This window comes from bacterium (assembly GCA_024224155.1).
Taxonomy (GTDB): domain Bacteria; phylum Acidobacteriota; class Thermoanaerobaculia; order Multivoradales; family JAHEKO01; genus CALZIK01.
On record JAAENP010000554.1, the window covers coordinates 1 to 2,532 of the forward strand.

A 2,532-nucleotide genomic window follows, 5' to 3' on the forward strand; every position below is an offset into this window, starting at 1 on the left:
ATCGGCGGCGTCACGGTCGTGGTCGGTGAGCCCGGAGAGGTCGAGATCACCAAGGGCGACGGGTCCTTCGTTTTTCACAAGCTCCCGGCAGGCACCTACACCCTCAGCTTCTCTCTCGGCGACCACGCCGATTCCACGAGTGTCGAGGTCGTCGCGGGCGAGACCGCGACCGCCGACAAGACGGTCGACTGGGACCTCAGCTTCGCCGAGACCATCACCGTGTACTCGGCGTCGCGCCAGCGCGAGCGCATTGTCGACGCGCCCGCGGCGGTGACGGTGATGAGCGAGGAGGAGATCGTTCGCGAATCGGCTTCCGGCCAATTGCCGAAGGTTCTGGAGTTCACCCCCGGCGTGGAGGTGACCCAGAGCGGGATCAACGATTTCAATCTCAACACCCGGGGCTTCCCCAGCTCGCTCACCCGCCGCGTTCAGGTCATCGTCGATGGTCGCGATCCGGCGGTTCCCATCCTGGGCTCGACGGAATGGGGCTACCTGGCGAATCAGGAAGGCCTGGCCTCGATGGAGCTGGTGCGGGGACCGAGCGCGGCCCTCTACGGCAAGAGCGCCTTCAACGGCGTGCTCAACCTGATTACCGAAGCGCCGAAGGATGCCGTCGGCGGCCGTTTCACGCTCACCGGCGGCGAGCTGAGCACGATCAGGGGCGAGCTCGGCTGGGCCGCGGACCTGGGCAGCGACTGGTACCTGAAATTCAGTGGTGCCTATGCCGAAGGTGACGGCTTCACCAAGCCACGAAATGTGACGACAGAGTATCCGGGGCTACCCTTCGAACGCGGGGCCGCGACCAACTTCCAGGATTCCTCGGACTATAAGCTGCGCTTCGACAAGCACTTCGGCAACGGCGTGTTGACCCTCGAGGGCGGATTCTTCGACGCCGAGGGATACGTGGTCGTCACCGGCATCGGCCGGGTGGACGTCAACGACGTCGAGCGCACCTACACCCGTCTCAACTACAGTGCCAACCACTTCAACATCCTGGCCTACACCAACAATCGGGAAAGCCCGGATCAGCTGGCGCTGGCCTCGGGCGGGCGTATCTTCCTCGAGACCGAGAACCAGAACATCGAGGTACAGGGCAACGGCACTTTCGGCAAGGTCCGGCTGGTGGGCGGTGCCTCCTACAAGGAAGAGGACATCGACACCTCCAATTTCAATGGCAACCAGACCCTGGTCTTCGCGCCGATCGAGTCGGACTCGCAGGCGATCTTCGGCCAGGCCGACATCGAGCTCAACGACAAGCTCAAGCTGGTGATCGCGGGCCGCTACGACGAGAGCTCGCTGCACAAGTCGCAGGTCTCGCCCAAAGCCGCCCTGGTCTACGGCATCAACTCGAACAACACGCTGCGCTTCAGCTACAACGAGGCCTTCCAGGTGGCCAACTACTCCGAATTCTTCCTCGACGCGCCGACGGCTTTCCCGGGCAATCCGCCGACCGCCGCCATCGACCTCTCGGGCATCGAAGCCGCGCTGTGCACCCCCTTCGGGGTGACCTGCGGCTTCGGCACGCCGGTCGGGGTTCGCGCCCTGGGCAACAAGGACCTGGAGCTCGAGGAGGTCACATCCTGGGAGATCGGCTACACCGGGATCTTCGGCAGCAAGGCGTTCTTGACCGTCGACTACTACGCCAGCGAGCTCGACAACTTCATCACCGATCTCACGGTCAATGCTTTCGGTTCGGTCAACCCGAACTTCGGGCCTTACCAGCCACCAGCCGGGCATCCGCTGCCGGCTCTGCTTCTCGGTACCCTGGCGGCCAGCCTGCCTCCCACCGTCTTCCCGTTCCTTTCAAACAACGTCGACGGCACGCCGATCTTCGCACTGGTGTCCTACACCAACGCCGGCGCGGTCGACACCCAGGGCATCGACTTCGGCTTGAGCGTCTACGCCACCCCGCAGTGGCTGCTCGATTTCACCTACTCCTGGTTCGACTTCGACATCACCGAGCTGGGCTTCGCGGGCGACGAGCTCGTGGCCAACGCCCCGGAGAACAAGTTTGCCGTTGGAATCAGCTATCTCGGCGACAAAATCTCCGGCTCGCTCCGCTACCGCTGGGTGGATGACTTCGCCTGGAACGCCGGCGCTTTCCAGGGCCCGGTGCCCTCCTACGAGGTCGTCAACCTGAGCGGCGACTACGCGATCAACGACAACGTTTCGATAGGCATCAACATCTCCAACGCCTTCGACGACGAGCACCATGAGTCCTTCGGTGGCGACCTCGTGGGGCGTCGCGGTCTCGGGTACGCGAGGTTCACCTGGTAGACAGACCCATATCGGAGCGTGCCTCGTGCCCATTCTGGTCCCCTCTCCCCTTTGGGGAGAGGGTTAATAAGGAGTCAGCGCGCGCAGTGCGCGGAACGCGATTGACACCTCCGCGCCACTGACTTATGCTTCCCCTTCGCGTTTGGCGGGGCGTGGCGCAGTCTGGTAGCGCACCTGCTTTGGGAGCAGGGGGTCCCCAGTTCGAATCTGGGCGCCCCGATATCGCGCCGCCGGTCGCAAGATCACGCCGCGAAT

Annotated in this window: 1 protein-coding gene and 1 tRNA gene; both read left to right on the forward strand. The window is 63.8% G+C overall.

All coding sequences use genetic code 11. The annotated features are described in order from the left end of the window. Positions 1-2,277: TonB-dependent receptor (locus tag GY769_25470; protein ID MCP4205275.1), on the forward strand; the 2,277-nt coding region annotated here is incomplete at its 5' end. 146 nt (positions 2,278-2,423) lie between these two features. Continuing rightward, positions 2,424-2,497: transfer RNA gene (locus tag GY769_25475), tRNA-Pro, on the forward strand. The last annotated feature ends 35 nt before the right edge of the window (positions 2,498-2,532 follow it).